Annotated in this window: 20 protein-coding genes; 11 read left to right on the forward strand and 9 right to left on the reverse strand. The window is 57.4% G+C overall.

The genetic code is table 11. The features are described 5' to 3' along the window. Nucleotide 1 precedes the first annotated feature (1 nt). The 4 genes from AB1724_10280 to AB1724_10295 form a co-directional block, all read right to left on the reverse strand. On the reverse strand, nucleotides 2–418 hold the full coding sequence (locus tag AB1724_10280) for an ATP synthase subunit I (protein MEW6078189.1): 417 nt from the start codon (nucleotides 416–418) through the stop codon (nucleotides 2–4). After that, a complete protein-coding gene (locus AB1724_10285; protein MEW6078190.1) occupies nucleotides 387–629 on the reverse strand; it encodes an AtpZ/AtpI family protein in 243 nt (80 codons plus the stop codon). The genes AB1724_10280 and AB1724_10285 overlap by 32 nt, the downstream gene beginning before the upstream one ends. 74 nt (nucleotides 630–703) lie before the next feature. Next, a complete protein-coding gene (locus AB1724_10290; protein MEW6078191.1) occupies nucleotides 704–1,558 on the reverse strand; it encodes a dihydroorotate dehydrogenase electron transfer subunit in 855 nt (284 codons plus the stop codon). 4 nt (nucleotides 1,559–1,562) lie between these two features. Continuing rightward, on the reverse strand, nucleotides 1,563–2,726 hold the full coding sequence (locus AB1724_10295) for an acyl-CoA dehydrogenase family protein (protein MEW6078192.1): 1,164 nt from the start codon (nucleotides 2,724–2,726) through the stop codon (nucleotides 1,563–1,565). A 249-nt stretch (nucleotides 2,727–2,975) separates the two neighbouring features. Between AB1724_10295 and AB1724_10300 the strand changes: the two genes are divergently transcribed. The 6 genes from AB1724_10300 to AB1724_10325 all read left to right on the forward strand — a co-directional run bounded on the left by AB1724_10300 (nucleotide 2,976) and on the right by AB1724_10325 (nucleotide 8,049). Further along, on the forward strand, nucleotides 2,976–3,155 hold the full coding sequence (locus tag AB1724_10300) for a rubredoxin (GenBank protein MEW6078193.1): 180 nt from the start codon (nucleotides 2,976–2,978) through the stop codon (nucleotides 3,153–3,155). 121 nt (nucleotides 3,156–3,276) lie between these two features. Further along, nucleotides 3,277–3,750 (forward strand): ferritin family protein, encoded by a 474-nt coding sequence (locus AB1724_10305; protein ID MEW6078194.1) that lies wholly within the window; start codon nucleotides 3,277–3,279, stop codon nucleotides 3,748–3,750. A gap of 84 nt (nucleotides 3,751–3,834) precedes the next feature. Beyond that, nucleotides 3,835–5,181 carry a multiheme c-type cytochrome gene (locus AB1724_10310; protein ID MEW6078195.1) on the forward strand — a complete coding sequence of 449 codons (1,347 nt, stop codon included), beginning with the start codon at nucleotides 3,835–3,837 and terminating at the stop codon, nucleotides 5,179–5,181. Nucleotides 5,182–5,226: 45 nt separating this feature from the next. Further along, on the forward strand, nucleotides 5,227–6,297 hold the full coding sequence (gene mutY, locus AB1724_10315) for an A/G-specific adenine glycosylase (protein MEW6078196.1): 1,071 nt from the start codon (nucleotides 5,227–5,229) through the stop codon (nucleotides 6,295–6,297). A 38-nt stretch (nucleotides 6,298–6,335) separates the two neighbouring features. Next, on the forward strand, nucleotides 6,336–7,127 hold the full coding sequence (locus tag AB1724_10320) for a ZIP family metal transporter (GenBank protein MEW6078197.1): 792 nt from the start codon (nucleotides 6,336–6,338) through the stop codon (nucleotides 7,125–7,127). 25 nt (nucleotides 7,128–7,152) lie between these two features. Continuing rightward, nucleotides 7,153–8,049: a TIGR01777 family oxidoreductase gene (locus AB1724_10325; GenBank protein MEW6078198.1), complete on the forward strand. Its 897-nt coding sequence runs from the start codon at nucleotides 7,153–7,155 to the stop codon at nucleotides 8,047–8,049. A gap of 30 nt (nucleotides 8,050–8,079) precedes the next feature. Here the strand turns inward: AB1724_10325 and AB1724_10330 are convergent, their stop codons facing one another. Then, nucleotides 8,080–9,681: a hypothetical protein gene (locus tag AB1724_10330; GenBank protein ID MEW6078199.1), complete on the reverse strand. Its 1,602-nt coding sequence runs from the start codon at nucleotides 9,679–9,681 to the stop codon at nucleotides 8,080–8,082. A 75-nt stretch (nucleotides 9,682–9,756) separates the two neighbouring features. Continuing rightward, a complete protein-coding gene (locus tag AB1724_10335) occupies nucleotides 9,757–11,505 on the reverse strand; it encodes an amidohydrolase family protein (GenBank protein ID MEW6078200.1) in 1,749 nt (582 codons plus the stop codon). 747 nt (nucleotides 11,506–12,252) lie between these two features. On the opposite strand from AB1724_10335, the gene AB1724_10340 reads away from it, so the two are divergent. The 3 genes from AB1724_10340 to AB1724_10350 all read left to right on the forward strand — a co-directional run bounded on the left by AB1724_10340 (nucleotide 12,253) and on the right by AB1724_10350 (nucleotide 17,853). Further along, the gene (locus tag AB1724_10340; protein ID MEW6078201.1) at nucleotides 12,253–14,439 is read left to right on the forward strand and encodes a thioredoxin domain-containing protein; all 2,187 of its coding nucleotides are present in this window, start codon (nucleotides 12,253–12,255) and stop codon (nucleotides 14,437–14,439) included. 494 nt (nucleotides 14,440–14,933) lie between these two features. Next, entirely contained in the window at nucleotides 14,934–15,821 is an 888-nt protein-coding gene (locus AB1724_10345; protein ID MEW6078202.1) for a hypothetical protein, read from the forward strand. Between the two features lie 568 nt (nucleotides 15,822–16,389). After that, nucleotides 16,390–17,853, forward strand: a complete 1,464-nt coding sequence (locus tag AB1724_10350; GenBank protein MEW6078203.1) for an NAD(P)/FAD-dependent oxidoreductase — start codon at nucleotides 16,390–16,392, stop codon at nucleotides 17,851–17,853. Here AB1724_10350 and AB1724_10355 read toward each other — a convergent pair. From AB1724_10355 to AB1724_10365, 3 genes are read right to left on the reverse strand one after another with little or no spacing between them, the layout of a single operon-like run. Then, nucleotides 17,828–20,140, reverse strand: a complete 2,313-nt coding sequence (locus AB1724_10355) for a hypothetical protein (protein MEW6078204.1) — start codon at nucleotides 20,138–20,140, stop codon at nucleotides 17,828–17,830. The two genes, AB1724_10350 and AB1724_10355, sit on opposite strands and share 26 nt — an antisense overlap. Then, a complete protein-coding gene (locus tag AB1724_10360; GenBank protein ID MEW6078205.1) occupies nucleotides 20,070–20,966 on the reverse strand; it encodes a serine/threonine-protein kinase in 897 nt (298 codons plus the stop codon). The genes AB1724_10355 and AB1724_10360 overlap by 71 nt, the downstream gene beginning before the upstream one ends. A gap of 9 nt (nucleotides 20,967–20,975) precedes the next feature. Further along, the gene (locus AB1724_10365; protein ID MEW6078206.1) at nucleotides 20,976–21,656 is read right to left on the reverse strand and encodes an FHA domain-containing protein; all 681 of its coding nucleotides are present in this window, start codon (nucleotides 21,654–21,656) and stop codon (nucleotides 20,976–20,978) included. Between the two features lie 346 nt (nucleotides 21,657–22,002). On the opposite strand from AB1724_10365, the gene AB1724_10370 reads away from it, so the two are divergent. Further along, nucleotides 22,003–22,242 (forward strand): hypothetical protein, encoded by a 240-nt coding sequence (locus AB1724_10370; protein MEW6078207.1) that lies wholly within the window; start codon nucleotides 22,003–22,005, stop codon nucleotides 22,240–22,242. A gap of 39 nt (nucleotides 22,243–22,281) precedes the next feature. Further along, a complete protein-coding gene (locus AB1724_10375) occupies nucleotides 22,282–22,944 on the forward strand; it encodes a bifunctional precorrin-2 dehydrogenase/sirohydrochlorin ferrochelatase (protein MEW6078208.1) in 663 nt (220 codons plus the stop codon). Nucleotides 22,945–22,947: the final 3 nt, after the last annotated feature.

Here is a 22,947-nt window from a genome sequence, read left to right on the forward strand (position 1 = left end):
CTTACACCGCCTCCTTGAATATGAGTTTTTTCAATTCAGACAAGGTTGCCAGAAAGATGCTGGCGATCACCACGGACAATCCCGCGAACAGTGCCAGCGGATCAACCAGGTGCTTTGAAATCAGAACGAACAGGATCAGGCCGCTGACCGTAAACCGCATATAGTATTTGGCCATGACCAGGCCCCGGAAAGACAGGCGGCCGGAACCAAAGGCTTTTTTGAGCGTCCGGTGAAGCAGGTGGAAATTAACCGTGGCAATCAATCCGCCGCAGATCAGGCCCCCGGCCACTCCCGCGTTGTCCATCACCAGACCGCCGGCCGCGATGGCGACCAGCAGAATCCAGTTGGCGCGATTGATGAAGCTCAACAGCCGCTGCTCAATCGCGTCATTTGTCGGAGTGATCCTTTTTTCCTTCATCCTGTACCCGTCTCATGGCATGTAAAATGTTCCGGAACCCGGCCAGTATGCCCAGCCCCAGGAACACAAACATCAGCACCGGCCCGGTGCCGAAGGTCGCGTCAAGGAAGATACCGAAAAAAAGGCCGATGAAAATGGCCAGCGCGACCGACAACCCCAGGCCACTGTAATAACCCAGGTCTCTTATCGCGCGTCTGGTCTCTTCCTTCATGACAAACCGTTTGCCAAACAAAAAAGGTTTAATAACATGTCCGGTTCCGGCAAGTCAACTTAAAAAAAAGAGAATCAGCTTTTCCGGACCGAAAACGCCCGCTGTCCTGCCCCGTGGCTTGCCGCCAGCCCGTCAAGGTCGATTTCAGACGCCGCAAAAACAGGGCCGTCTTTACATACGTGTTTGTAATAATTGGCATTGCCTGAAGATTTTACGGCGCAGCCGAGGCAGGCGCCGATGCCGCAGGCCATGAGGGACTCGATGGATACCTGGCAGGGAATGTCGGCGGCGGCGCTGATTTTTGCCACGGCAGCCAGCATGGCCGGCGGTCCGCAAGCCATGACCATTTCCGGAGAATCTGTTTTTATTGCGTTTTCAAACGGCTGGGTGACAAAACCACGGCATCCGGCACAACCGTCCTCGGTGGCCACGGCCACATCCATGTTCAGACCGGCAAAAACATCACAACACAGCAGGTCTTCTCCGCAGGCGCCGCCGATAAAAGCCCGGGCCCGCAGCGCGCCGCCGTGTTCCGCAACCAGCGTTTCAGCCAGGAAAACCAGTGGCGCCACCCCCATACCGCCGGCGACAAACGCTATGTTTTTAAATGGTTGCTCGATCCGAAAGCCATTGCCCAGGGGCCCGACCAGCTCCATGGTCTGCCCGGCGCAACGGGACGCCATCTGGCGGGTACCATGGCCCACGACTCTGTAGAGCAGTTCCAGGAGGCCCCTTTCCTTATTAATACGATGAATCGAAAAGGGCCGCGACAGAAAAGGCTTCAGGCCGCCGTCCGGAACCCGGACCATGACAAACTGCCCCGGCCGGGCCGCGGCCGCCATGTCCGTTCCCACGGCCAGGGTCATCTTCCAGCAGGCGCCGGACACAGGGCGGTTTTCGGTGATAGCGGCGGTTTTCTGGATCATCATGCTGTTACACCACGAACCCGGAGATGATTTCCTTCATGATTTCGGTGGTGCCGCCGCCGATGGAGAGGATGCGGTTGTCCCGGTACAGCCGCTCCACCAGGTATTCGCGCATGTAGCCGTAGCCGCCGAAAATCTGGACCGCGTCATAAGTGACCTTGTCGCTGACCTGGCAGGAGAAATTCTTGGCCATGGAAACTTCCTTGATCTGGTTTTCACCGGCGTTCATCTTGGCCGCCACCCGGTAGGTGAACTCCCGGCTGGCTTCCACCAGAGTGGCCATGTCGGCCAGTTTGTGCCGCGTCACCTGGAAGGCCTTAAGGGGTTTTCCAAAGGCTTCCCGCTGGCGGGCGTACTTGACCGACTCCTCCAGGGCCAGCTGGGCGGTCATGTTGGCCATGATGGACAACTGCAGCCGTTCCATCTGGAAGTTTCCCATGATGATGTAAAAGCCCTCGTTCTCCTTGCCGATCAGATTTTCAGCCGGGACCCGGCAGTTGTCGAAAAAAATTTCACCGGTATCCGACGCCAGCCAGCCCATTTTTTCCAGCTTCCGGCCGGTGGAATAGCCCGGGGTATTGGATTCGATCAGCAGGAAGCTGATGCCGTGAGCGCCTTCCCCGCCGGTACGCACGGCGCAGGTGAGCTGATCGGCCCGGATACCGCTGGTAATGAAGGTTTTGCTGCCATTGACGACATAATAATCGCCGTCGCGCACGGCCGTGGTTTTCAGGCTGGCCACGTCCGACCCGCCGCCGGGTTCGGTGATGCCCAGGGCAGCGATGCGTTCCCCGGCGATGACCGGCCGGACAAACCGGTCGATCTGTTCCGGTGTGCCGTGCATGGCGATGGGCGGCAACCCGATTCCGTGGGAGCCGAGGCTGGCCACCACGCCGGCGGCACCGCAGCGCATCATCTCTTCATTAAACACCACCGTGGTGAAAACATCGCCGCCGCTGCCACCCATGGATTCGGGAAAGCCGATGCCCAGATAGCCGAGGTCGCCCATTTTTTTATACAGCTCCCGGGGGAACTCACCGGCGGCCTCCCACTCGTTGACAAACGGGGTGATCTCTTTTTTAACAAATTCCCGCAGGGCCTTGCGGAGCATCTCGTGTTCCTTATTGAAATACTGCTGATAGGTGTGAAACGCCGCTTGTTCGGTCTTCATGATTTTCCCCCTTACCCTTAAATTAAATCCCCGGCCGCCGCTGATCGGACAACCTCAGGAATGTGCTGCATTGATTTTAAAAGATATAACAAGAGGCACTTGCCGGAGCAACAGTTTTTAAAAATGCTCATCGGATTCAACGCCGTTCGCCTGGCCCTCGGATCCTTTATCAAAAAAGCCCTTGCCTTGTTTGACATCCTTTTGATAGTTTTTATTATTTGATAAATAATAACTGTTTTAGGAGGCGCCATGAGCCAGCAGCCGGATATGTATCGATGCCAGACAACAAGTTGCGGGTATATCTATAATTCCGACCGGGGGGATAAAAAAGGGAAAATCCCCAAGGGGACCCGTTTCGCCGATCTTCCCGAAGACTGGAAGTGCCCGGTCTGCGGGGCCAGTAAGAAATCCTTTGAACCCATGATGTGATGCCCGAACGGGTGCGGCGATTCAATACAATCCCCGCAAAAGATAAAAACGCTCTGAAACCGGCAGCGGATACGGAACAAAAATAAACAGATAAAGAAACTGCACAGGAAAGGAAAGAACAATGGCTTTTGATTTTAATATCGATGAAATTCTGACGATGGCCGAGGAAATCGAGCGCAACGGCGCCGCCTTTTACCGGAACGCGGCCAGAAACGCTCCTGATCAGATGACCCGCGATACGCTGGAAGAGCTGGCCCGGATGGAAGATCAGCATGAGAAAACCTTCGCCGGCCTGCGCGCCGATCTGACGGCCGACGAAAAAAAACCCGGGGCCTTTGACCCGGAAGACGAAACCGCTTTATATCTTAAGGCCCTTGCGGACAGACGGGTGTTTCACCAGAAAACCATTGACATGACCTCCCTGGAAGAGGTGCTGAAAGCGGCCATGGCCGCCGAAAAGGACTCCATCGCCTTTTACGCGGGCATGTGCGAACTGGTCCGCGGAGACCTTGGAAAAGGCAAGGTCCGGACTATTATCAAGGAAGAGATGAGTCACATGGTGATCCTGGCCGGCAAGCTGAAACAGCTGGGATAGGGGCAAGGTGCAGGTACAGGGTTTAAGGTGCAGGGTGAGGTGGATGGGGTTGGCTCCGAGGCTTTGCCCTGACGGGGACGAATCATGAAAAACGAAACGCGGGGGAACCGCCTGTTCGGTTTGGCGGTGGCGTTGCTGTTGACGCTGCTTTTTTCAGGGCATCTTCAGGCGGCGGACCTGATTGAGCCCTCCCGCTTTATCTCCCCTGAAACCTGCGCCGGCTGTCACAGCGATATTTACAGCCAGTGGGAAAACTCGACCCACAGCCTGGCGCATACTGACCCGATTTACAATGCCGTGGCCGCCTTTTTCTTAAAAGGCCTGACCGAGGCCGGAGAAATCGAGGAGGCCGAGTCCTGCGTCAAGTGCCATACGCCGGTGGGCGCCGCCGGCGGCAATCCCGGCAAGACATCCGATGATCTGGCGGCGGTGCCGGAAATCGCCACCTTCGGCGTTCAGTGCGACTTCTGCCATTCCGCCACCGGCACGACCCGCATGTACAACAACGGGATCATTCTTTCTCCCGGAAACGGCGAAGCGGAGCCCGGCCTAAAGCGGGGACCGCGGAAGGATGCCGAGCCGGAATTCCATGAAGCGGCTTATTCCGAATTTCACGTTAATCCCGGCATCTGCGGCACCTGTCATAACGTCCGGCACGTAGCCTTTCACACCGATCTGGAAACCACCTATGATGAATGGGCGGCCAGCCCATACAATGACCGGGATCCGGCCAAACGGGTCACCTGCCAGGGCTGCCACATGTACCAGCGTCCCGGCGTGCCGGCTACCGGCAGCACGCCCCGGCCGGATAATCCCGGCCAGGCTTCCGACATCGGTCCGGAACGTCCCCATGTGTTTACCCACAACTTTGTCGGGGCCAATAATTTTCTGCCGGGCCTGTCCGGCGGCCAGGACAAGATAAGCCTGGCCGAAGAACGCCTTAAAAACGCCGCCACGCTGGCCATCGACGACAAAAAAATCGGCGACGGCCTGATCACGGTGACCATTACCAACACCGGCGCCGGCCATAAGCTGCCCACCGGCTTGAGCAACGTGCGCCAGGTGTGGCTGGATGTTGCCGTCACGGATAACAGCAGCGGCCGGGTGGTCTACGCCATCGGACAGCCGGACGCCAACGGCTACCTGGCCGATTCCGTTCCGCTCTACCGGACCGTTTTCGGCGACGGAAGCGGCCGGCCGGTGGACAACCTGGCCAAAGCCCGGGAAATTCTATCAGACAACCGCATTGCCCCGAAACAATCGGCCTCGCAGACGTTCCGACTTCCACCCGAAACACCGCGTTCGGGGCTGCTCGTCAAGGTCAAGCTCTGCTATCGGATCTGCGCCCAGCAACTGGTCGACCAGGTCACCGGTAAAGGTGCTTTCGCACTGCCGGTCACCATCATGGCGGAAGCGGAAAAAAGCCTGTAGGAGCCGCTCACGGACAACCCATCCATCGCCGCTTTTCAAAAACGCCTGACCCGCTGGTACCGCTCCAACCGGCGGGATCTTCCCTGGCGTACATCCGCCGATCCCTATCACATCTGGGTTTCCGAAGTCATGCTGCAGCAGACCCAGGTGGCCACGGTCATTGACTACTTCAACCGTTTTATCCGCCGTTTTCCTGATATTCCTTCGCTGGCGGCAGCCGATCCGGACCGGGTACTCAAGGCCTGGGAAGGACTGGGCTATTATTCCCGGGCCCGCCACCTCCAGAAAGCAGCCAGGGAGCTGGTTGCCTCCGGCACCCCCCGGGTGCCGGATGATCCGGAGCGGTTCGCGCAGCTGCCGGGGGTGGGGGATTATATCAACGCTGCCGTCCAGAGCATCGCCTTCGGCCATGCCCTGGCGGTGGCGGACGGCAACGTCAAGCGGGTTCTGTCCCGGCTATTGATGAAGGCCGATCCTGTCAACCGGCCGGCCGCGCACAAGATCTTCCGCTGTCTGGCCGACCGACTGCTGGATTGCCGGGATCCCGGCACCTGGAACCAGGCTATGATGGAACTGGGGGCGTTAATCTGCAGGCCGCGGGCGCCCCGGTGCGATCAATGCCCGGTCAGCCGAGACTGCGGCGCTTTTCAGCAAGGACAAGTCGGAAAATTTCCGGCACGGGCCGCCGTCGGAGCGGTCCCCCGTCGGCAGATGGTGGCGGGTGTTGTCATCCGTAAGGGGAAAATGCTCATCGTCAGGCGACCGGCGGAGGGGATGCTGGGCGGGCTCTGGGAGTTTCCCGCCGGTCCGGTGAAAACCGGCCGGGACACGGAAGCCGCCTGCCGGGAAGCGCTTCTCCGGACGGTGGGGCTGACGGTGACGATTGCCGCTCACCTGGGCCGGGTGCGCCACGCCTACACCCATTTTACCCTCGACCTGGATGCCTGTCTCTGCCGCCCTCTGGCTGGACGCGTTCGCCTGAACGGGCCGGAAGCCTTTGCCTGGGTCAGGTTTGATGAACTGTCAAAATATCCGCTGCACAAGGCCGTGCATAAGCTGCTGCCGAAGGTGCGCGCCCTGCCTGTTTTTCGGTTGCCCCCGGTTTTGCCCTTCTGATATATTGATGACAAGTTTTACGACATGAGCATCAACCCTTGTCAGCCCTTGAATCCATTATAAATATGACCCTCTTTCTTTATGGCATATTAGCGAGCACCCTGGCCGGCCTGGGCACCGGCCTGGGCGCCCTGCCGGTATTGTTTGTCCGTGAACTGTCCCGAAAAACGCTCTGCATCCTGCTGGGTGGATCGGCCGGCGTCATGCTGGCGGCCACCTCTTTTTCCCTGATCATCCCGGGCATTGCCCACGGCGAACTGCTCTGGCCGGGCCATGGCGTGTTCGTGGTTATGGCCGGCATTCTTTTCGGCGGCATCCTTCTGGATGTAATCGATAAAAAAATGCCCCATGAACATTTTTTCAAGGGTCCGGAAGGTCCTTCATCCCGCCTGAGAAGAATCTGGCTGTTTGTCATCGCCATCACCATCCACAACTTTCCGGAAGGCATGGCCGTGGGCGTGGGGTTTGGCGCCGGCGACACGGGTGCGGGCACCAGCCTGGCCATGGGCATCGGCCTGCAGAACATGCCCGAGGGGCTGGCCGTAGCCCTGCCGCTTCTCGGCCTGGGCTACAGCCGCCTAAAGGCCCTGGGCATTGCCACGGCTACCGGCCTGGTGGAACCGATCGGCGGCCTTCTGGGCGCCGGGGCCGTCACCCTGTTTCATCCGGTGCTGCCCCTGGCCCTGGCCTTTGCCGCCGGCGCCATGCTGTTTGTTATCAGCGACGAGATCATTCCGGAGACCCATTCCGAAGGCAAATCCCGGCCGGCCACCTACGGCGTGCTGGTCGGCTTTATCATCATGATGGCACTGGACAATCTGCTGGGATAACTCGGGATAAGAAAGGAGACAAACCATGAAAATACTGATGACCGGAAGCTCCGGGTTCGTGGGCGGCGCCCTGTGCGCCGCGCTGCTGGCGGACGGCCATGAAATTATCGGCCTCGGCTTTCATCCCCAGGAGATTGCCAGCGATCGTTTTCAATTTATCCGGACGGACACCACCCGGCCGGGGGACTGGCAGCAGGCCGGGGCGGACGCGGACGCCGTCATCAACCTGGCCGGCGCCAATATTTTCAAACGCTGGACCGACACCTACCGGCAGGCCATTTACGACAGCCGCATCCTGACCACCCGCAACCTGGTGGCGGCCCTGCCTTCCGGAAAAAAAACCGTCTTCTGCAGCACCTCGGCCGCCGGTTACTACGGTGACCGGGGGGACACCCTGCTGGACGAGACGGCTTCGCCGGGCGACGACTTTCTGGCCCGGGTCTGCGTGGACTGGGAAAAAGAGGCGCTGGCCGCTGAAGCAAAAGGCGCCCGGGTGGCGCTGACCCGCTTCGGCGTGGTGATGGATAAAACCGGCGGCGCCCTGGCCAAGATGCTGCCCGCCTACCGGCTGGGGCTGGGAGGAAAAATGGGCTCCGGCCGCCAGTGGTTTCCCTGGATTCACCTGACCGATCTGATCGCGGCCATGCGGTTTGTTCTGACCCATGAAACCATCCGGGGCCCGGTCAATTTCTGCGCGCCCCAGGCCGTCACCAACAAGGAATTTTCGGACGCCCTGGCCGCGGCCGTGCGCCGGCCGGCCTTCTTCACCGTCCCGTCGCTGGCCCTGCGCCTGGCCGCCGGCGAGCTGGGCAGCCTGGTGCTAAACAGCCAGCGGGTGGTCCCGAACAAACTGCTGTCGTCCGGTTTTGTCTTCCGGTATCCGGATATCCACGGCGCCCTGAAAGCGTCCCTGACCGGCTAAAGCACGATGCATCAGAGGGCTTCAGCCACCCTAATAATTGATTACATACAGCCCGTCCCGCGTCAGGGTAATGAACGCCCGACGCTTCAAAGGGTCGGTCTTCATGACACGGCAATATTTACCGACATAATACCGATTCAGGCACCGGCCCGACGCCGGGTCCAGGACTTCCACGTAACCCGTTACAACACTGGCGGCCAGGAGCAGCCCGTTCACATCGTCCGTGGCCAGGGTGCGAACGCCGAACTGGGCGGGTATCTTTCGAAGCAAGTTCAGCGAGGGAGTGGCAAACACCCATATGGTTCCCGCTTTGGCGTCAGGCGCATACAGCTCATTCCGTTTCGCCGACACAACCATCCGTTCACCGCGATGAGGGCCGGTTACGCGGTTGATTTCCCTGCAGGACTGCATATTGACGGCAGCCACCCAAAGTTGTCTTTCGGAACCAACATAGATCAGAGGGTTTTGTTGGTCCGCCACCAAGCTAACGTTTCCCGGGGCGCCCATGAAAGAACAGGCCAGCGTATGGCCATCTACTGCAAACAGATTGTCGTTTTCAAATGAGACCAGCAGGCGTCCGGAGCGTTCGTCCAGAGCCAGCTTGGTGCTCCCGGAAGACGGCCGGCTGATCTGACCTTTCCTGAGAACCTTGAGGCTGTTGGCATCCCAAACGAAAATGGTCTGATTGAATCTGTCGATATGATAGATCTCGCGGGCCTCCTGATCAAGGGCGATGTCCTCCAGTTCGGCTGAGGGAAGGGAGAACTCCCGCAACACCTCAAGGCGGTCCAGGCTCAACATAAACCCGGTACCGCCGGTCTTGCGCGTCACGATCAAGCGGCCGGCCGGATAATCCAGTTCGATATCGTACAGGTTCGGCGTGACCAGCAGCGACCGGACCTGCGGCGGCCGGGGTGTTTCCTGATTGGAGTAGACGAACAGGGCCAGAAGGGGAAAACTGATCAGGCAGACAGCCAACCTTCCGGCCCGGATTGCGACCTTGTTTAATTCATCTTGCCGTAATGACAGCCGTGACAGTTTCACAAGCCAGGACAACAGGGGTACCGGCGCCAGAAGCTGCATCACGCCCGTCAGGGAACCCGCCATGAAAAAAACGGATGATAACAACCGTCGTCCCCCATTGCGAGGTTCTAGATCTGAAAAAGGAATCAAAAAATTCATGGCATAAAGCATCAGGCCGGCGCAGACCAGAAGCATCGGCCAAGGCGCTTCACGCCAGAGCGTCATGATCGTCAGCAGGATCAGAAAAATCGCCGGTTCAGCCAGACGGTTGCGGCCGGACGGGTTGTATTTCCGCAGGAGGGAACGGGTAATCGGAATCAGGGCGACCGCGATGGCCGCCCACAGCAGTGCTGGCCCCATGGCATTCCAGGTTTTTGCCACCATATCGATGACAAACCGCTGGCCATACAGCCCCAGCTCACCCCGGCCAATGGGCAAAGCGCCTTCACCGGCGCCTATGCCGGAATCAAAGCGCAGCCGGGTATATTCCTCCAGCTGGCGTACAACGAATCCGGGGAAAAACACCAACAGAAGAAAAAGAGACAGAAGCGGTCCAAACAGAATGACGCTGCCCGCGAGAACCGGCTTCAAACGCATAGGGATGACCATCGGCCGCCCGTAAAGAATATCAGGCACCTCTTTAAAAACTTAAAAGAACGCCCCGTTGTAATTGGTAAACGGCCACTACCCGTTTTTCCGCAGCATCCTTCCGGGCAAATCCCGGTTGATCCGTTTTCCGTTCTCCACCACCTGCCGGCCGTTGATAAAAACCATATCCAGCCCTTCAGCGGCATGCCGGGGATCAGCGAAAGTGGCTTGGGTCCGGAAATTTTCCGCGTCGATCACCAGTAGATCGGCCTGGAACCCTTCCCGGATCAGGCCCCGGTTTTTAATGCCGAAATGTCCGGCCGGAATCGAGGTGCACTTGGCCACGGCGGTCGGCAGGTCCAGCAGATTCTTCTGATAAACATAGCGGTTGATGAACTTGGGATAGCATCCGTAGAACAAATAGGCCGGACGTCCCATGCCCAGCAGAATGGTGTCGGTGGAAATCATGGTGCGGGGATCGCTGAGTGCCGGAAAGGTATAGCGCTCGGTGAACAGGTCTTCCGGATCGCTCATGGTTTCAAAGGAGAGGACCTGGCCGTCCTCTTCCAGCAGCAGGTCGCACATGACGTCAAAGGGGTGCTGGCTCCGCTCCGCCGCTATCTCGGTAAACCGGCGGCCCTCCAGGGGCTTGTTCTTTTCGCTGTTGACGGCCATTACCAGCAGGGCGTCCCAGCCCATCTGCCGGATCAGGTTAAGCGACCAGGTGTTCTTGCCCCGGTGGGGCCATATGGGTTTGCCCTGTTCGATGTCGCGGCGCATCTCCTGCCGGACGGCCTTGTCCCGCAGGCGCTGCAATACGGTCTGGCGGTCTCCGGTCAAAGCCCAGGGCGGGAAAAAGGCCAGCAGGTGGGTAAAGCCGGTGGTGGTGGGCATGATGTCCATGCCCATGCCCACGCCCGACCGCCGGACCGATTCCACTTTTTTAAGAATACGGTTCATCTCGACGTCCAGCAGGGCGTCCGGGATCAATTGCACGGCGGTCTTGTCGTGGCGGGCCAGCCACTTGATCACCTTCAGGGTCAGAGAGTGAAAAGGACCGGTCCAGGGCACCGAAAAAATATGGGAGATCTGCCCCCGGACATTATTATCGGCGGCCACGCGGGCCACCTCGTCAATGGCCTTGTCCAGGCAGTTGCTGGTATAGGACCGCAAGTGGCTGGTAAAAATGGCGTCATGGGCGGTCAGGGGACTGGATATCAGGGAAAGCTCCCGGGTATCCGAATGCAGCCCCGGCGCGTATTGCAGACCGGTGGACAGGCCGAAGGCGCCCGCCTCCAGGGATTCGGCCAGAAGTCTTTGCATCATGGCGATGGCCTTGTCGTCGGCCGGTTTGTCCGACTGCCCCAGGGCGGAAATGCGCATCACCCCGTGGGGCACAAGCTGGGCGCAGTTGAGCAGGAGTCCTTTTTTATCCACGTACTCCATGTAGGACGCCATGGTGTCCCATTGGACATCCCGCTCAAAATCCATCTGCGTGAACACTTCCAGATAGGTCTTGATCTCCTCCCGGTTCTCCTTTGTAATCGGGGCCAGGGCCATGCCGCAGTTGCCGCCCACAAAAGTGGTGATGCCCTGCTCCACCAGTGGCGTCAGCAGGTCGTCATGGTCGTTTCTGAAAAAAGTCAGGTCGGCGTGAGAGTGGACGTCGATGAATCCCGGGCAGACCGCCCGCCCGCTCACGTTTTTCCGCTGCCCGGCCTGACATTGTTTCAGGTCGCCCACGGCGGCAATGGTATCGCCCTGCAGGCCAACATCACCTGAAAAAGGTTTTTGGCCGGAACCATCCACGATCAGCGCGTTTTCAAGAATGGTATCGAGTCTCATGATTTCCTGTCCCCTCTATCGTTATTGAAATGGTGATACGCCGGACAGGACTATCCTATTGCAACCCGCAAACCCGGGTCAAGAGGAAGGGAAAAAATGAGTAAGGCGGCGGGGGGGGAAGGGGAAGGGGGGGATACGCCGCCTTACTCCGGAAAGAGCAGAGGAGAAGGGCATTATGTCCTATGTCGGTATCTAATACTCCACCAGGATGAGAATTCTATCTTGTTCATGCCCGGCGCTTTCCGTTTTCTAAAATGGTTACGATTATCATCATTTCCATTTCTTTTCTTCTTGATTACGATCAATTCAAGTTCTGTGCCATATTATCAAAACCTGGCAACAAACCTTTTCGTTTTCCATATCTATCCGATTTTTATTTATAAAAAATTTATCTTCCACCCTTTTCCCAGAGCCGGCGTCTCAATTTTTTATAGAAACAAGCCCGGTTGTATCAAGAAAAAGGAATACATATCTGTTGCGCAGGACAAATCGACGAGACTTTCCCTTCTTTACCTGTCATCACCTTGTTTGGCCGGATAATCCTGAATAAAACGATTTAACTGCTTGTAACGATCTGTCTCGGCTGGATCGTCCGGTAAAGCCGGTCGATGACAACTAAAATTAAGTTTGCCGTCAAGTTTATGGCACCTTTTTTGCTTTTGTATCATTTATTGATGAAGAAATTATTAATTCAGCCAGGCTCGGGAGAAAAGGGTTGAACGATAAACCCGGGCAGGAGGAAGGATCATGGACCCGAACCAGAAATTTGAAAACCGGCTGATCCACGAGAAAAGCCCCTATCTCCTGCAGCACGCCCACAACCCGGTGGACTGGCATGCCTGGGGAGAAGAAGTGTTCAGTCTGGCCGCGGCAGCGGACAAACCGGTTCTGCTTTCCATCGGTTACTCCACCTGTCATTGGTGCCATGTCATGGCTGACGAGTCTTTTTCCGATCCGGCTGTAGCGGAAATAATGAACCGCGCCTTTTTCTGCATCAAGCTGGACCGGGAGGAGCGGCCGGACATCGATCATATTTATATCACGGCGGTATCGGCCTTGAACGGATCAGCCGGCTGGCCCCTGAATGTCTTTTTGACTCCGGACGGGCGGCCTTTTTTCGGCGGTACCTATTTTCCGCCGGCCGGGCGGCCGGGACTGCCCTCCTGGAAAGATGTTCTGCTTCACATTGAACGGGCCTGGAACGATCCGGAAACAAAAAAGAAAATCCTTGCCTCTTCCACCGCCTTGACCGACGTTCTCAAACAGCACCTGTCAAGCCGGGCCGGGCCCCCGGTCAACGGGCAGCAAGCAAACGACATGCAACTGATTGCCGGGGCGGTAAAGGTATTGGCCGACAATTACGATAACAATTTCGGCGGATTCAGCCGGGCGCCCAAGTTTCCCATGCCCCCCACCCTGTCCTTTCTGCTGACCGCGGCCCGGCTCGGCCGGATTCAAAAGATCGAGCCCCGGATGGGGCAGGCCGCCCTGGACATGGTCCGTCACACGTTAAAAACCATGGCCGACGGCGGCATTTTCGACCAGGTGGGCGGCGGGTTTCACCGTTACGCCACGGACGAGCGATGGCATCTGCCTCACTTTGAAAAAATGCTTTACGACAATGCCCAGCTGGCCTCCGTTTACCTGGACGCGCAGGACCTGATCGATGACCCCTGGCCATCGGAAAAAGCCGCGGAAATCCTTGACTACATGGTCCGGGATTTGATGCGGCCGGAAGGTGGTTTCTACTCGGCCGAAGACGCGGACAGCTACCCGGGCAAGCCAGGCGTCGGTCATAAAAAGGAAGGCGCCTTTTACGGCTGGCGGCTTTCCGACGTTCAGTCCGCGCTGCCCCGTCAGGACGCCGACATCATGGCCTATCACTTCGGCCTGGAACCGGACGGCAATGTCCGGCACGATCCCTCCGGCGAATTCGGCGGCATCAACGTACCGTTTTGCGCCCATACCCTGGCGGAAACCGCGGCGCGGTTTGCCCTGTCCGAAGAAGAGGCCGGGCGGATTCTGTCCCGGGGCCGGGATATTCTGTTCGCGGAAAGAAACCGGCGGCCGCGGCCCCACCTGGACGACAAAATCCTCACCTCATGGAACGGGCTGGCCCTGACGGCATTATCAAAAGGGTTCCTGGTTCTTGGCCGGGAAAAATATCTGGAGGGGGCCCGAAAAACCGCGGCCTTTATCCATGAGAACCTTTATGACGAGGCCACCGGCAACCTCAGACGGCGCTGGCGGGACGGCGAGGCCGGCATCGACGGCCTGGCCGAGGATTACATCTTCCTGGTTCAGGGCCTGCTTGATCTGTACCGGGCGGGGCTTGATCCGGACCACCTGGCCTGGGCGCTGGAAATTTCCGACCGGTTTTACAACCTCTTCTATGACAACATGTCCGGCTCCTGCTTTGCCGTGGCCGACGGCCATGACCGCCATTTGCTTTTCCGGCCGGCCGATGAAACGGACAACGTCCTGCCCTCGGTCTCTTCAACGGCTGTTCTGGCCTTCCAGCGGCTGGCCGCCCTGACCGGCAGCGCCAGGTATGAGCAGGCCGCCGGGCGGCTGCTGGCCCGGGCCCGGGCCGGCCTGGAACAGCACCCGGTTTCCGCGCCCCTGATGCTGGCCGCCCTGGGCAACAGGCTGGCCGGGCACAACCGGATTGTCGTCTTCGGGAATCTCACCGATGCCGTCACCGGGGCAATGATCCAGGCAGCCCGGTCGAACGCGGCTGTTGGAAACGATGTGTTGCTGATTGACGGCCCGGCCGCCATTGACACGCTCGGACCACACATCCCGGACATTCTGTCCTATGTTCCCGGCGATAACAGGCCTGCGGCCTGGGTCTGCGCCGGACACACCTGCCACCCCCCGGTCAGCGATCCGGACAAAGTAAGGCGGCTCCTGTCGGTGAATGGAAAAGATTGAACGGCCCCGGCCGATAAGTGGAGCCTCGGTATGATTGGGAATATCCTTAAAGGCTGCCTTAAAATCAACTCGGGAGTCAGAACTATATTAAGGACGCATTCGGGAAGGGGTTCTTGTTCGCTCCCCGATCATTTTGGGCGGGATCAGGCGCCTTCGCTGAATTTCTCGAACTCGGGCTGTTCAATCTTGCATGAGATGTCCGGACCACACCCTCAAACAGCGAGAAATTCCTGACGCGAAGCCCCCTGATCCCTTTTTCCCAAAATGCCCGCAGGTCGCTCGCAAAAACCCCTTTCCCGAATGCGGCGAGTGAATACTCGACAATAGATGGTTGGTTCTCTGACAACTTTCGCAAGAAAACCCGGCAGATTGACATGCCTTTTAAAACACCATAAAAACTGTTTGAAGGGGTTGGGCGCTTCTTTTATTAGAACCTTTTAGATGAGCCCCAAGGAAAAACGTCCATTCAATAATCTTTTAGCCGGGAAAAAGCCATGAAAAGGATTCTCTCGTTTATGTTTATCCTGTCCACGATCTGCGGTTTCAGTATCGCCGATGAAGTGCCATTATGGATTGGCATTGTCAGAGTCGACGGGATTCTTGTGCCGATTGGCACATATAAAGACAACTGGGTAAAGGCATGGCCTGAAATATCCATAGATGAACAGCCCGAAGTGGATAAGCTTGCTAAAACGACTAACGGTAAAATGAAACTGCAAGATATTCCTGATGCGTGGAAAGGCGGCATAAAGGAAATACCTGCGAAAGTTTTTTTATGGAGCGGAGGACCTGATGCAAAAAATCTGAATGTAGTTGATGCTGAACAGTATAGTTCTCATTGCTCTGGTGGATGGGGCCTTAAAACAGATTTGCATCCCACAGAAACGGTTGACTGTGCTCCGACGCCCAAAGTGGGAATTGCCGCCAATCTTCAGTCGAATATTATTCCTTTCGAACATCTAAACAAAGAAAGCGAGATTCCTTCATCTTTGGTCAACGCCATAAAAGCAAAATTTGAGGCAAAAGCCCCGGTTGAACTGACAAAAATCTATAGAGTAAAAAATAGAGAGCGGGTGCTGTATTTCATTGAGGCACAGGAAAAACAGCTAGGTTCAGACCCGGACTGCTATAATTTGAATTCCACCAACAACTGGGTGTTGGTTAAGGGTGACAAGATATCGTTCTTGAGTTCGGAATTGATTACCACAACTTGTGACAGCGAAGGAATACACGAACTTATCCCTGGCGTTTTGATATCTGTACGGGGAAAACAATATATCGTATCAGAAAATTATGGTTATGAATGGGGGTTCTATACGATTCACGAACTCCTTGACGAAAGCATGAAGGAAGTCTTAAACGTTGGCGAAGGCGGGTGTTAGTTTTATCCACTGCATGACCTGCCGGCGTGAAAAGGCACACAAACAGTCAATGGGAGTCTTTCCCGCACATTGCCAAAAGTGTGTTTGTAAGCGCCTTTGAGCCTTTTGGGAAATAGCCGGATGGCGTCATCCGCGAAATGCGTTTCTCGCTGTCCGAGGGTGTTGGCAGATCTCTCAGGGTATGCGGTACAGCCCGAGTTCGAGAAACGCCGCGGATGAGGACATCCGGCCCCAAAAGGGTCAGGACGCGAACAAACATGCTTCTGGCAACAACGCATGTATATTCTTTTCCAGAATTACAGGGCGACCGGCGGGTCGCCCCTACAACCTTTCTTCAGGATGACGGGCAGCCATGAAGGCGCCTTGGGCAGGGGCACGACGCGCCGCTCTGGAAGGCTGAAGCCTTCCCCGGCAAGAACCCATCATCGGCAGGCCAAAGCAGCCAGACCTCGTCCGGCGGGGCTGAAGAAAAACCGCTTTAAGGGGAATTGAAATCGATAACCGTCCTGACAACGCCGCCAGCAATGGAGAACAGAGACGCGGGCAGACGGATTTTGACGTCATCGTCATCGGCACCGGCCTGGGCGGTTCCGCGGCCGGGGCCATCTGCGCCCGCAACGGCCTGAAGACCCTGATCCTGGAAAAGAACCCCCGGCCCGGCGGCTCCTGCTCCTATTATCTCAAACAGGGCTTTCACGTGGACACCGGCGCCCACCTGTTCATCCGGGGCAACGAAGGCCCCTTCGGCGACTGCACCCGCCGCCTGGGCATGGGCGACGCCATCCGTTTTCTCTACTGCGACCCGGTGACGCACCTGCGCGGCTTCAACCTGGACCTGGCCCTGCCGGCCGGCCGGATCGCCCGGATCTTCTTCCTGCTGCGCTTTATCCTCCAGGCCGAGATCCCCCTGGCCGAATATCCGGCCATTATCCGCATGATCCGCGACATGATCCGCATGACGCCGCCGGAGATCGAGGCCCTGGACCGCGTCTCCATCGAAGAATTCATGCGGCGCTACACCACCAACATCCAGGTGATCACGGTGCTGGGCTACCTGATGGGGCTCTATTTCATCCTGCCCATCTGGGAGGCGTCGGCCGGGGAATCGGTCTGGAATTTCCAGAAACTGGCGGCACGGGGGCTGACCGTCTGCTATCCCAGGGGCGGCACGGTAACCATTCCGAAAACATTTCTGGAAGGGGCCCGGAATTTTTCGGCCGAAGTCCGCATGAACGCGCCGGTCAGACGCATTACCATCGCCGGAGGGCGGGCCACGGGCGTGGTCCTTAAAAACGGCGAGGCCATCACCGCCCGGGCCGTCATCAGCACTTCCTCGGCCAACGACACCGTCCTGAAGCTGGCCGGCGAAAAACACTTTCCCGCCCCCTACCTTGAGACCATCCGCGCCCTGACCCCGTCCATGACCGCCTTTCAGGCCAAAATCGGCGTTAAGAAAAAACTCATCAGGGCCGGCTCCCTGGTGGGCCTCTACCCGCCCCGGCAGGAAGGCAAAGTCAGCGAAGCCCTCATGCGGCGGCTGTACCAGGATGCCCTGCAGGGCAAGTCGGGCGATTACATTCCCGTTTACATGCCCGTGCCCAGCAACTTTGATCCGGAACTGGCGCCGGAGGGCTGCCAGCTTATAACGGCCGTGGCCGCCGCACCCCACCTGGGCATTCCGCTGGAAGACCCGCCTTCGGTGTGGATGGACAAAATGATGACGGCCTTCTATCGACTGGTGCCGGGCCTGGAGGATAACATGATGTTCTGCGACCGCTGGACGGTACGCGCCCTGGCCGCCTGGATCGGCAAGAGCAGCGGGGCCGCCATTTCCACGGCCCAGAGCGTCACCCAGACCGGCGGCAACCGCCTGCCTCATGAGACGCCGGTGCGGGGACTTTACCTGGCCGGGGACTGCGCCGGCCCGGCCCGGGGGGTGGGCACGGAACTGGCCTGCCAGAGCGGTATGGACGGCGCCGACCTGGTCACCAGGGACCTTGGCGGAATCAGGTCAGGCTTTGAACGTACTTGATTTTGGAAACGGCGTGCTCCAGCTCGTAAGCCATGGACTTCATGAACAGTTCAACGTTCGGCTTCATTTCCGGGAGAAAAGCGACCACTGATCCGGCCAGAACCACATACAGGCGGATGCCGCCGATTTCAAACAGGTGATCGTTCATCAGCTTACTGATTCTTTTTAACGCCACCAGGGCTTTGGCCTTGTCCGTCATCGGCAGGATCATGGACATGGCGCCGGAGTTCAGTTCGCCAATGAGGTCCGAGGCCCTGGTAATACTGATCAGCTTGCGGTAGGCCTCGGCAAACACCTCGGATTTCCGAATCTTCCTGTTCTCCGCATCCGGGTCATTGAGCCGCACGTTCATAATGGTAAAAGAGAGCGTCGACAGGGGCAGGTCGTGGCGTTTGGCCCGGAGGATCTCTTTTTCCAGCAGAAATCTGAACTGGCTTGTTTTCAGGACACCCGGCGGGACCTCCCGCCTGGCTTCCTGATCGCGCAGGGCTTTTTCATGCTCAACAAAAAAGGCGTAAATCTGTTCAAAGCTGTTTTCGTCGATCTTATCGGCATCGGTCCGGGAGCGGATGATCCGCAGGGCGTTTTTTAACTGCTCATTGTCCCTAACGCTCTGCTCTATCATTTGCAGCAGCGTTTTCTCCGTTGGCGGGGGCGAGGAGGCAGCGGGGGAAAAGGCCGCGCCGCCGGCGGCCATCTTCCCGAACAGTTCCCCCATGCGGGCGTTGATCCGCTCCTCCAGGCGAAGCAGCGCTTCGCCTTTGAGATTCATGCTTTTCAACTGTGCGATCAGGCCGGAACCGACCTCGGCCATGGCGTCGCGGGCCCGGCCCTCCTCCCCGGCGTCTCCGGCGTCGGCCGCCTCCTGGTGCATCCTGGCGCCCAACTCTTCCACGTAACCGACCAGCATTTCCGTGAAGCCCTTTTCATCACCGGTGCCTTTACGGATTTCCGCCGCGATAGCCATGAGTTCAGCGGCCCGCTCCGGGTGAGCGCGGATTTCGGCGATCAGTTCCTCACCCTCCACGCCCACCGATTCGGCGGCCTCCATAAGAAGGGATGACAAGCCTTCATTTTCCAGCTCCCGGCCGAGGTGGCGCACCAGCTGCAGGTAGTCGGCGATCGACATGCCTTCGAAAATCAGGGCCGCCTTTATTTTCGGCAGCAGCCGCTTGAGGTCCCCGGGTTCTGGAATCAGCCGGCGCAGAATCTGGGCCAGGCGGACCGTCGTTATTTTTCCCTGCTGATATTCGCTCCGGATCAGCTTGATAACCACATTGTCCGTCAGGGCGCTCATCTGCCCGAGGAGTTGTTCTTCGTTGGCGTAGGCCTGGTTGACGGCCTTCTGCGCTTCGATGCCGATGGAAAGCTGCCGTTTCATTTCACAGACGGCATCGGCCACATCCATCATATTGACCGGTTCACCGGTGGCCATCTGCCTGTCCACATCGTCATTTAACGCCTGAATCTGATAAAGCAGCGCGGCACCGGCGGCTATCTCTCCGGTCTTTTCCCCGACCGCGTCCCCCTCCTCCTGCGCGTCGGCCGCCGCCTGCCGGGTCCTGTTTTCAGTTTCCAGCATGGTTCGGGAAAGACCGGCCGGATCCGCCAGAAGATTTTTCAGGGACAGGGTTTTCCCTGCCTCTTCGGCCAGGACGCTTTCCACCACCATCTTCATGAATTTTTGGGAAACCGCCGGATCAGCCCCGCCCGGGGCCGGCGATGCGGTCGGCCGCGCCTCCCGGCGGGAAACCACTTCATCGTCCCTGGTGACTTTCTTGTAAAAGACATGATTGATTCTGACATGCCGCACCCCTCGAAAATCCAGCTCCGCCGCCATTTTATCGCAGTCGCTGAACGTCTGGGGCGCCGTCAGAATATCAATGAGGGCTTGCAGTTCCTCGACGGTGATTCCGGCGTCAAAGGAAACGGATTGAACCCGGTTTTTTTTGAACAGGGCGACAATCCGGCCGGCATTGATTCTCGGATCGACCGGCTCCTCGTCCAGAAACAGCTGGTCCCGATTCAGCAGCAGCACCAGACTGCCGGAATCCGCGAGCATTTCCGTCAACGCCCGGTGAAGATTGCCGATGGCGTCCTTGATGTGAGGGTGATCGGCCTTGTACATCATGGCCCGGTTCAGCAGCAGGAACATCACCCGGTTGATTCGGGCATAGTCTTCTTTGCTTAATGCCTGCCCGGTCATGGCCGTCCCCTTACCGCTGCGCCTGCAGATATCGTGAAGCGTATCCCCGCAGGTCCCGTGAAAAGTCGCGGCAGGCGGCATAACGCTCCCCGGGATCACGGGCCATGGCCTTCAGGACAATGCGGTCCATTTCCTCATTCACCGCCGGATTGATCTGTGAAGGGGTCCGGGTCAGCCACTGGCCCTTGAGCTTTAATTTCAGCATCTCTCTGGTGGATTCATGCGTGGCCAGGGGCAATTCACCCGCCAGCATCTGGAACAGCATGACGCCGGCGGCGTAAATATCGGCCCGGTTATCCAGATTTTCCCGCAAAATCTGTTCCGGCGCCATGTTTAACGGCGTGCCCATCACTTCCTGTTCACTTTCCTCGGATTCGCGGATGTTTTTGGAAATGCCGAAGTCCATGATGATGGGACGCTTACTGTGCTTTTCAATCATGATGTTGGCCGGTTTGATGTCCCGGTGGAGAATATCCTGGGTATGGGCGTATTCCAGTCCCTCCAGAACGGCCGAAAACACGCGAATGGTCGTATGGGGATCAATAAACCGTTTGGATGGAATGACGTGCTTCTGCGCCAGAGCGATAAAATAAGATAGCGGCCGGCCCTGAATCAGCTGCATGGTGAAATAGATGAACTCATCCGTGCTGCCGACTTCGTAAATTTGAATGATATTGGGGTGGGACAGGATGGCGGCGGTTTCCGCCTCCTGTTGAAACTGATCCGCTGCGGCGGCGGTTAGAATAGACCTGGGCAGTATCTTAATAGCAATCTGGCGCTTGAGGGTCCGCTGATAAGCGGTGAAAATCACGGCCATGGCGCCCCGGCCCAGTTCGCTTAAAAGCGTAGCAGTGCCGACATCCCGGCCGACAAGGTGAGACAGGTCTAAGTCCTTGATGGTCACCATAGAACGACATTATTTCAGGGCCAGAATCTTTTCCGCCAGACGGGCGGCGGTTTCCTCGTCCAGAAGAAGGCCGGCTGAAATTCTTACCCACTTGGCCAGATCCTTTTTATCGGAAACCGATATGGTATAGGGGCTTTTCCCCACATGAGCCGAAATCTGCCGGTTTAAAAACCGGTCGGTCATCTGTCCGAAATAGGGTTTGAGCTCTTTTACCGCCAGATTGTAGAATTCGGTATAAGTCTTGTCGATATCCATCAGCGCGGGTTGGACCAGGCTCCCGTCATTGAGATCAATTCGAAAATACTTGATAACAATATCACCGATCCGGATTTCATCCCGATCTTTCAAATCGACGCGTTGGATCTTCGTATCGTTGACATAGGTGCCGTTGGTGCTCCCGAAATCATAAACTTCGGCGTTATTGTCAACGGTGACGATTTTGGCGTGCTTCTTGGAAACAAATTTTTTGTTGATAACGATATCGGACTCACTGTCTCGGCCGATAATCATTTTTTCCTTGTTGATAGGGATGACGTTGCCTTTGTCCGGACCGGTGATAAAAACAACAAAAGACCCTTTTCCCTTGCCGGAATATATTAAATCACTCTCAACCTCTATTTTTTCTTCTTTAATAAAATCAAGGTCTTTATGATCAAAAAGAATGGTGTCTTCTATGTTTCGTTTTTTCATAAACCGTTCCTTGATTTGATTCTCCGCTGGTCAGTTTATCCGAAAAGCCTCGACTTTAAATTCAAGCCACCGGTAATGGCGTTTTCAGCGCCCCTGTATTCCCCATCTTTTTATACCAAGGCCATCATAATATGTCAATATTTTCTGGGCTTCTCTGTGGAACAATCGGTCCAGTCCGCTCGATCCCGGTTCAGGCTTGAATGGCGCCGGGGTTTGAGGTATCATCGGGTCGTCTTTTGGGCGCCTTGTCATCACAACTGTTTGTATCTATAATATTTTCTGTCGGGCCTTGTGACGGCTGCCGTCGCCAGGACAGAAAATCGCTGGTTTAAGGAAAAACAAGACCATGCACTGCCGTTTTACGGTTACCATCCTCGGCTCGGGTACCTGCGTGCCGTCGCTGACCAGGAGCGCCTGTTCTCTGCTGATGGAGATAACCGGGGTAACCGCCTACGAAGTCGCTCTGGTCTATTCCGGAATGAAGCGGCTGGTGCTGACGCATTTTTATCCGGCCCGCGATCAGATGGATGTTGTACACCGTGCGCCGGAAAATTCAGCGGCGAAATCATCAAGGCCCGGGACCTGATACGGATCGAGTTGTAGTCAAACGGGCGGGGACAGGAATATGAAATATTACCCGGTCTTTCTGGACGTGAGCAACCGTCAGTGCCTGGTTGTCGGCGGCGGTTCCGTGGGTACCCGAAAAGTCAAATCACTGGTGGAGTGCGGCGCCCGCGTGACGGTGGTGGCCCTGTCCGCCACGGCGGAGCTGGAGCGAATGGCCGCCGCCGGCATCATTCGCCTGGAAAAACGGGCCTATGCCGCCGCCGACATGAACGGCGTGTTTCTTACGTTCGGGGCCACCAGCGACATGACGGTCAACGACCGGGTCCGCCGGGACGCGGAATCGCATAACATCCTCTGCAACATTGCCGATTATCCGGCGGGCTGCAATTTCATTCTGCCGTCGGTGGTCCAGCGGGGAGACCTGCAGATTGCCGTCTCCACTTCCGGAAAAAGCCCGGCCTTTGCCCGGGCGTTGAGGAAAGAACTGGAAGGCCGCTACGGAAAGGAATATGATGTCTTCCTCCGATTGATGGGCATGATCCGGGAAAAGCTTCTGGCCGCGGCTCATGAACCGGAGGCGCACAAGCCCCTGTTTGAACGGCTGATCGCAAGCAGCCTGCCGGAACTGATCCGGCAAAGGCGCCGCGACGAAATCGACCGGGTTCTGGTCGAAACGCTCGGTCCGGGATTTTCCAGCCGCGACCTCGGGTTTGACTGGTAAGGG

The sequence above is a fragment of the Thermodesulfobacteriota bacterium genome, from assembly GCA_040753795.1.
Lineage (GTDB): Bacteria > Desulfobacterota > Desulfobacteria > Desulfobacterales > Desulfosudaceae > JBFMDX01.

Coding starts and splice junctions, on each gene's coding strand:
- AB1724_10330 (MEW6078199.1), bottom strand. CDS start 9,681: ATGGTCATCCCTATGCGTTTGAAGCCGGTTCTCGCGGGCAGCGTCATT.
- AB1724_10285 (MEW6078190.1), bottom strand. CDS start 629: ATGAAGGAAGAGACCAGACGCGCGATAAGAGACCTGGGTTATTACAGT.
- AB1724_10340 (MEW6078201.1), top strand. CDS start 12,253: ATGGACCCGAACCAGAAATTTGAAAACCGGCTGATCCACGAGAAAAGC.
- AB1724_10370 (MEW6078207.1), top strand. CDS start 22,003: ATGCACTGCCGTTTTACGGTTACCATCCTCGGCTCGGGTACCTGCGTG.
- AB1724_10300 (MEW6078193.1), top strand. CDS start 2,976: ATGAGCCAGCAGCCGGATATGTATCGATGCCAGACAACAAGTTGCGGG.
- AB1724_10335 (MEW6078200.1), bottom strand. CDS start 11,505: ATGAGACTCGATACCATTCTTGAAAACGCGCTGATCGTGGATGGTTCC.
- AB1724_10280 (MEW6078189.1), bottom strand. CDS start 418: ATGAAGGAAAAAAGGATCACTCCGACAAATGACGCGATTGAGCAGCGG.
- AB1724_10290 (MEW6078191.1), bottom strand. CDS start 1,558: ATGATGATCCAGAAAACCGCCGCTATCACCGAAAACCGCCCTGTGTCC.
- AB1724_10325 (MEW6078198.1), top strand. CDS start 7,153: ATGAAAATACTGATGACCGGAAGCTCCGGGTTCGTGGGCGGCGCCCTG.
- AB1724_10355 (MEW6078204.1), bottom strand. CDS start 20,140: ATGCCGCCTGCCGCGACTTTTCACGGGACCTGCGGGGATACGCTTCAC.
- AB1724_10360 (MEW6078205.1), bottom strand. CDS start 20,966: ATGGTGACCATCAAGGACTTAGACCTGTCTCACCTTGTCGGCCGGGAT.
- AB1724_10310 (MEW6078195.1), top strand. CDS start 3,835: ATGAAAAACGAAACGCGGGGGAACCGCCTGTTCGGTTTGGCGGTGGCG.
- AB1724_10305 (MEW6078194.1), top strand. CDS start 3,277: ATGGCTTTTGATTTTAATATCGATGAAATTCTGACGATGGCCGAGGAA.
- AB1724_10365 (MEW6078206.1), bottom strand. CDS start 21,656: ATGAAAAAACGAAACATAGAAGACACCATTCTTTTTGATCATAAAGAC.
- AB1724_10375 (MEW6078208.1), top strand. CDS start 22,282: ATGAAATATTACCCGGTCTTTCTGGACGTGAGCAACCGTCAGTGCCTG.
- AB1724_10295 (MEW6078192.1), bottom strand. CDS start 2,726: ATGAAGACCGAACAAGCGGCGTTTCACACCTATCAGCAGTATTTCAAT.
- AB1724_10345 (MEW6078202.1), top strand. CDS start 14,934: ATGAAAAGGATTCTCTCGTTTATGTTTATCCTGTCCACGATCTGCGGT.